The sequence below is a fragment of the uncultured Fretibacterium sp. genome (assembly GCF_963544685.1).
Lineage (GTDB): Bacteria > Synergistota > Synergistia > Synergistales > Aminobacteriaceae > CAJPSE01.
Window position 1 is genome coordinate 1 of record NZ_CAUUGJ010000111.1, and the last position, 7519, is coordinate 7519.

Sequence of the window (7519 nt, forward strand, 5' to 3'; positions counted from 1 at the left end):
CCCGCCTTGACCATCGTCGCGAGCTGCCGGAAGAAGACCATCTTGGTCTTGCCCGACACCGTGCCGATGCGCCGGAGCTTGTCGAGCAGGGACATCGACTCCCCGGAAACGGCCCTGACCGCCCCCCCTCCGCTGGCGTTCATGGAGAGCACCACGACGCCCCTCTGCCTCAGGGCCTCCATGGCCATCCCCTGGTTCTCCGCCTCCACCTGCCCCTCGACAACGCTGCCGCCCGCATCGCGGCCCCTGTATCTGAAGTTCATGGCAACCTCACCCCCGAATCAGTCGTGTCAGATATTTTTCGACAGGATCCGCTGCAGGTCCTGAGGATCGTAGGCGTAGGTCATCGCGGCGTCCAGGGACAGGGAGCCGTTCTTGACGAACTCGGAGAGCCTCTGTTCCATCGTGTGCATCCCGATGTTGGCCGCCGTCTGGATCAGAGTACGGATCTGGCTGCCCTTTCCCTCCCGGATGCAGTTGCGCACCGCGGGGTTGGCGATCAGCAGCTCGGTTGCGCAGAGCCGCCCTCCGGTCTCCCCCTTGGGAATGAGTTGCTGCGAACAGATCCCCAGCAGGACCGACCCCAGCTGCACCCGGATCTGCGTCTGCTGATGCGGCGGGAAGACGTCGATAAGCCGGTCGACGGACTGCGCCGCGTCCTGGGTGTGCAGCGTCCCCAAGACCAGGTGCCCCGTCTCCGCCGCCGTGATCGCCGCCGCGATGGTCTCCAGGTCCCGGAGCTCTCCGATCAGGATCACGTCCGGGTCCTGACGCAGGGCGCGGCGCAGTCCCTCGGCGAAGCTGGAGGTATCCGTCCCGATCTCCCTCTGGTGGATCAGGCACCGCTCCGAACGGTGCACGTACTCGATGGGGTCCTCGATCGTGATGATGTGATCGAAACGGGTCATGTTGATCTCCCGGATGAGCGCGGCCAAGGTGGTGCTCTTGCCGTGTCCCGTGGGGCCCGTCACCAGGAAGAGCCCCCGCCGCTTGCGTACGATCTCCTTCAGCACCAGGGGGAGGTTGAGCTCATCCACCGAGCGGATATAGGTGGGGATCAGGCGGAAGGCCGCCGCCATGCCGTGGGCCTCGAAAAAGCAGTTCCCGCGGAACCGTGCCTCGATCCCGTCCGGCCCCGTATGGGTAAAGCTGAAGTCCAGCTCCTTTTCCTCCTTGAAAACCTCCAGCCGCCCCATGTTCATCACCTCCAGCAGGGCACGTTCGATGTCCAGGCCCGTCGGGATCCCGCCCCCCTCGACATATCTCAGGGTCCCGTCGATACGGATCACCGGAGGAACCCCCACGCCGATGTGCAGGTCGCTGGCGTTCTTCAAGACGACGTCGTTCAGCAAGGCTTTCAGACTGATAGGCAAGGTAAAGGCCTCCTCAATGAAACAGTTTGGCTCGAAGCGGGCGGCAATCCTTCAAAGGCCCGCCCAAACCACATCCGCAGTTTTCGTCATTTTTCGGAAAATTCATCCGTCCGCAGTCCTGCTCTCCAAAGAGGAGGAAAGGAAATGAACAAGACGCTAAAGCGTGGTGGCAAAGACCTCCTCGAGCGAGGTATGTCCCGCCAAGGCGTTGTTGATCCCGGACTGGCGCAGGGTCTTCATCCCCCGCTTGATGGCCTCGGCGCGAAGCTGGATGTTGCTGACCCCCTCCAGGATCATGCGCCGCAGCTCGTCGTCCACCATCATGATCTCGTAGATGCCGCGGCGCCCCTTGTAGCCGTTGCGGCACTCGTTGCAGCCGCGGGGCCGGAACGCATGGGTCCCCACCGGGACGTTCAGCGTCTCGCACATGTTCTCGTTCAGTTCGTACTCCTCACGGCAGATGGGACACAGGCGCCGCACCAGGCGCTGGGCGATGACCCCTGACAACGACGCCGAGACCAGAAAGGGGGGAACCCCCATGTCGACCATACGGGTGGCGGCGCTCGGCGCGTCGTTCGTGTGCAGGGTCGAGAGCACGAAGTGCCCGGTGAGGGCCGCGCGGATGGCGATCTGCGCCGTCTTCTGGTCGCGGATCTCTCCCACCATCACCTTGTCCGGGTCCTGCCGCAGGATGGAGCGCAGGGCGGACTCGAACGTCAGGCCCGCCTTCTCGTTAACGTGGACCTGGTTGATCCCCGCGACGGAGAACTCCACGGGGTCCTCGACCGTGATGATGTTGACGTCCGGCTGGTTGATCTTCTGGAGCATCGAGTAGAGCGTCGTCGACTTGCCGCTGCCCGTCGGGCCCGTCACCAGCATGATGCCCCAGGGCATGTCGCAGAACAGGTCGATCTTCTCCATGTCGTCCGCCTCCAGGCCCAGGCGGTCCAGCCCCACGGCGGAGCTCTCCTGATCCAGGATACGAAGGACGACCTTCTCCCCGTTCATGGTGGGCAGAACGCTGACGCGGAGGTCGATGCGCCGGCCGTCCACGCGGATCAGGATGCGGCCGTCCTGGGGCTTGCGCTTCTCCGCGATGTCCATGCCGCTCATGATCTTGAGGCGGGCGGATACGGAGGGATGCAGGGCCACGGGGTAGTCGAACGCGCTGTAGAGCTGACCGTCCACACGAAAGCGCACGCGCGCCGTCTTCTCGTAGACCTCGACGTGGATGTCCGACGCCCCCTCGCGCACGGCCTGCTGCAGGAGGTTGCTGACCAGCTGGATGACCGGCGCCTCGTCCGCAGAGGTGGAATCGAAGTCGAGCTCGAGGTTCTGCATCGACTCCGTATCCACCTCCTCGATGGCCTCCTCGAGGTTGTTCTGGAGGTTGTAGAGGCGGTCCAGGTTCTGATTGATGTCGGACGCGGTTGCGATCCCGATCTTCAGGTTCCGGCCCGTGAGCATCCGCACCTCGTCCTGGGCCAGAAGGTCCAGGGGATTGGACATCGCCACGAGCAGGAGATCGTCCTCCATGATCGAAAGCGGGATCAGACCCAGACGCTCAGCGACAGCGCGGGGCACCAGCCGGATGGCCTCGGGCATGGGGCGGTAGCGCGTCAGGGTGAACAGGGGCAGCTTCAGCTGAGTGGAGAGCGCCTCGGCCAAGCGCGTCTCCGTGATGAACTTCTCGGAGACGAGCACCTCCCCCAGCTTCCTCTTGTCATCCTTGCTTCCCTGCTGTATCTGCAGCGCCCGGACCAGCTGAGACTCGTCGATGACCCCCGCCTGGACCAGGATATCGCCCAACTTGGGCTGACGGGCATGCAGCGCGGCGAAGCTGGGTATCAGGGCACGGTCGTCCGCCGAGGCGGAAGCGGCCTGCGTATCCCCGGCAGACCGACCGTCCTGAGAATCCGTGACGACGGCCGCCGACGGCCCGACAGCCTCGGGCTCGGGACGAGGCGCCTCCATCTCGGGAACGACCTCGGGGACGACGGCGGGGCTCGCATTCCGTGGCTCCGAGACCGAATTCAAGGGCTCCGGGGCCGACACGGCGTCCTGAGGCTTCACTTCGGCGACGGGCCCCTGCTCCTGGCCGCCGGAGTCCTCCGAAGGGATTGCATGAGACAGGTCTTCCGGGTCCGTCTCGTATACGACGGGGCGACGCCTCTGACGGACGGGAGCCGACGCGGGCGCGGCGGCAAGTGGCGCGCCTTCACCGGCATCCTCGTATACGACGGGACGACGCCGATGACGGACAGGGGGCGATGCGGGCGTACCGGCAGACGGGGCACCTCCATCGGCATCCTCGTATACGACGGGACGACGCCTCTGGCGGACGGGGGCTGCGCTCGGCTCGACATAAGACGCCCCTTCGTCTCCCGGCTCATAGACGACGGGACGACGACGACGGACACGGGGTTCCTCGGACACCGAGTCGGATTCCTCGGCGAGATTGCCCCGAGAGGACAGCTCAGGACGCCGCCCCCCCTTGGGCAGGGTCTCTCCGGCCGTTCCCTGCTCCATCGAAAGCGCTCCACGGATCCCCTCGGCGTGGTTCAGAATATCGCTCAATCGCGTACGGGCAACACTCGGCACGGGACCGGATGCGGGAACACCTTGACCGAGCTCCGCCTCCGTACGCCGCCGAAGCGTTCCTCCATTCGGCATCGCCGCGTCCAACCCCGAAGATAAGGGCGCCGTCGAAAGCGCTCCTCGGATCCCCTCGGCATGGCTCAAGACATCGCTCAACTTTGGCCGCGCAGAGTTTTGCGCCATCAGGAGAGCCTTGCGGATCGCCCCGGCCGGGGCCAGCGCAAAGCGAAGCTCCAGAGAGGCCGCCTTGCGCAGCTCCTCCTGGGTGGCCACATCCAGAGGGTCCGAGATCGCCACGAGCAGGACCGATCCGCGATCCTGCAGCTCCAGGGGAAAGGCGTTCAAGCGCTCCATCAGGTCCATGGGCAGGACGTTGTAGGTTACCACATTGGTTATGTAATCCCCCACGTTGACGACGGGCAACATGAACTGGAGCCCCAAGGCCTCCGTGACCTGGTCCTCCGTCAGAATCCCCAGATCCACCAGAATAGCGCCCAGACGCCTGTCCGGATTCGACGCCTTGACGTCTACCCCCCGCTCCAGATCCTCGGGCGTGATCATGCGGGCCTCAAGCAAGATATCTCCAAATCTTTTTCTAGTCATCGTATTGAGAACCTCCGCCTCCTGACTCAATCGCGACACGAAACCCGCTGCCGGAGTCCCCAGCGGCTTTTTCAGCGCATACAAAAACGTGGAAAAACGACACAAAGAAAGGCGGAAGAACGCTCAAGGCACCACGTGCGTTCCCGCTTTGTCCTCAACGGCCCTGCCCAGGGACTGAGGATCCGTGATGACGGCACGTCGCCCCTCCCTGCCCGGGCACTCCAGAAACTGAATGACGGCCTGAATCTTGGGGAGCATGCTGCCCGGCGCGAAATGCCCCTCGTCCGCATAACGTTTCAGCTCCTCAGCCGTTACCCGGCTCAGAGCCCTCTGGTCCGGTCTGCCGAAATTGATGCAGACCTGAGGGACCCCCGTGGAGATGACCAGCAGGTCGGCCTTCAGACGCGAGGCCAGGAGGCTCGATGCGAAGTCCTTGTCGATGACGGCATCCCGTCCCTCAAGCGTCCCGTCGGAACGCCGGACCACGGGTATGCCGCCGCCGCCGACGGCAACGAGGCAATACCCCTGACCCAGCAGGCTCTCGATGGCCGGGGCCTCGATGATCTCTTTCGGCATCGGAGAGGCCACCACCCGGCGGTAGCCGCGTCCGGCATCGCTGACCAGGGTCCAGTCGGGATGCTCGCGGCGTACCCGATCCATCCGCTCCTCCCCGAAAAAAGAGCCGATCGGTTTCGAGGGTTTTCCGAACGCGGGGTCCTCCGCATCCACCAGGACCTGGGTCACGACCGTCACGGCGGACTTGTTCAGCCCCCTCCGCCGGAACTCGTTGCCCATGGCCTGCTGGATCTGATATCCTATGGCCCCCTGCGAGTCCGCGCCGCAGTTCACCAGCGGGACCGGATGCATCCCCTCCGCCTGCTCGGCGATCTCCGAACGGCGCAGGATGAAGCCGACCTGAGGGCCGTTACCGTGGGTGACGACCACGTCGTAGCCGCTCTCGATCATATCCGTGATATGGACCGCCGTCTCACATATGGCCGCGTACTGATCCGCTACGGTCTTATGAGCCTCATCCCTGATCAGCGAGTTTCCTCCGACCGCGACCACCGCCAGCTTGCCCATAGAAGTTCCCTGCCCCTTTCGTCGTCCCATTTCATAAGATCCAGGCGCCCCACAGGACGCCAACATCAAGCTCCAACACTCCCATCCCGGCGAAGCGACGCCATATTCGCTATCTCGCCCGCCGGTGGGGCCTCCCCGTCGGGCCCCATTGTCGTTATCGGTATCGGCCCAAAAATCTTTTGTTGATTGTACCATTTCAAAGGGATACAATCCACAAGGACCCCCCGCCGTCCTGCGCCATGCAGCCCATGATATCGAGGCCGGGGAGCGGAACGGAGCGGCGTCCGCACTTTCATGTCTAAATTATACTGCAGGGAGCGATGGAGATGTCCGAACTTTATGGCCTGATCCTCACGGGAGGAAGCGGGACGCGGCTATGGCCGAGGTCCCGGGAGGACCTGCCCAAACAGTTTTTGGCCCTGTCCGGCACACGGACGCTGTTTCAGGAGACGATCGTGCGGATGCTGCGCATCCTGCCCGTGGAACACCTGCGGGCGGTGACCGGAGCCCAGTGGGGCTCCCTGGTGGCCCATCAGGCCCGGGAGGTCGCGGGGCCGTTCGAGGACCTCATCGTGACGGAGCCGACGATGCGCAGCACGGCGCCGGCCATCCTGCTGGGCTGCGAGTCGCTCCGGGAGTCCGGCGCGGGGGACGAGGACATCGTGATCGTCACCCCCAGCGACCACATCGTCCGCGATCCGGACGCCTTCGCTGCAGCCCTGGAGCGCGCGGCGGAGGCCGCGGCGGAGGGATACCTGGCGACATTGGGCATCGTTCCCGACCGGCCCGACACCGGTTTCGGCTACATCCGCAAAGGCGCGGAGCGGGGGGCCTGGTTCGAGGCCGAGGCGTTCGTGGAGAAGCCCGACCTGGAGACCGCGCGGGAGTACCTGCGAAGCGGCGACTATCTCTGGAACGGCGGCGTGTTCGTCTTCACCCTCGGCTCTCTCCAGCGGGAGCTCGAGCGGACGGCCCCGGACCTGGCCGCCCTTGCGGGGCGGGGAGCGGAGGCCCTGGCCGGGGACTTCGAGGGCATCGAGCCCGTCTCCTTCGACTGCGCCGTCATGGAGCGGGCCCGGAGGGTGGCGGTGGTTCCGATGGACGCAGGCTGGTCCGACGTCGGATCCTGGGACGCGCTGCACGAGGTGTCCGACCGCGACGAGCGGGGCAACGCGACGGTCGGGGACGTGACGCTCCGGAATGCCTCCGACTGTTTCGTGGACTCCCGGAACCGGCTGACGGTGCTGAGCGACGTCGAGGGCCTCATCGTCGTCGATTCGCCCGACGCGCTCTTCGTCACGCGGCGCGGAGCCTCTCAGGGCGTGCGCGACGTCGTCCGGGGACTGAAGGCCGAGGGGCGGCGGGAGGTCAGCCAGATCTCCGAGTGTACGAGGCCCTGGGGGGCCTACCGGGTCCTCTGCGAGGCGGAGCGCTTCAAGGTCCGGCACCTGGTGATGACGCCGGGCAAGGCGGCATCGTTCCCGCCCCGCTGCCACAGCGCCGAGCACTGGATCGTCGTGAAGGGGGCGGCGCGCGTGCGCCTTGGAGACGAGGAGCGCTTCGTCCCCGAGGGGGACGGGATCTTCATCCCCAAGAACGTCCCCTGCCGGCTGGAGAACTGCGGGCGGATCGCCCTCGAGATCGTGTCGGTCCTGGAGGGCGAATATTTGGGCGAGGGCGAGGGAGAAGCCTGAAGCTCCGCGCTTTCCGGAACGCGCCCCTTTCTTAAGGCCTTATATTTACAATATTGAATGCGACAGCGGAAGGCGAGAGAAAATAAAAAAGGCCCACAAGCGACAGGTTATCCCCCAAATCCGCAGGCAAGAGAATTGCAGGACAATCCGATGAAGCCGGCAGGGGAA

Annotated in this window: 4 protein-coding genes and 1 pseudogene; 1 reads left to right on the forward strand and 4 read right to left on the reverse strand. The window is 65.0% G+C overall.

Annotated features, from left to right (window positions below; all coding sequences use genetic code 11):
- From ABLA28_RS09520 to arcC, 4 genes and pseudogenes are all read right to left on the reverse strand, one after another.
- Positions 1-263, reverse strand: a pseudogene (locus ABLA28_RS09520) (type II secretion system F family protein); the annotation flags it as partial.
- 27 nt (positions 264-290) lie between these two features.
- Positions 291-1373: a PilT/PilU family type 4a pilus ATPase gene (locus tag ABLA28_RS09525; protein WP_314717248.1), complete on the reverse strand. Its 1083-nt coding sequence runs from the start codon at positions 1371-1373 to the stop codon at positions 291-293.
- Between the two features lie 156 nt (positions 1374-1529).
- On the reverse strand, positions 1530-4574 hold the full coding sequence (locus tag ABLA28_RS09530; RefSeq protein WP_347713465.1) for an ATPase, T2SS/T4P/T4SS family: 3045 nt from the start codon (positions 4572-4574) through the stop codon (positions 1530-1532).
- A gap of 123 nt (positions 4575-4697) precedes the next feature.
- Positions 4698-5657 (reverse strand): carbamate kinase, encoded by a 960-nt coding sequence (gene arcC, locus ABLA28_RS09535; RefSeq protein ID WP_347713466.1) that lies wholly within the window; start codon positions 5655-5657, stop codon positions 4698-4700.
- Positions 5658-5983: 326 nt separating this feature from the next.
- Here arcC and ABLA28_RS09540 point away from each other — a divergent pair, with 326 nt between their 5' ends.
- The gene (locus ABLA28_RS09540; protein ID WP_347713467.1) at positions 5984-7351 is read left to right on the forward strand and encodes a mannose-1-phosphate guanylyltransferase/mannose-6-phosphate isomerase; all 1368 of its coding nucleotides are present in this window, start codon (positions 5984-5986) and stop codon (positions 7349-7351) included.
- The last annotated feature ends 168 nt before the right edge of the window (positions 7352-7519 follow it).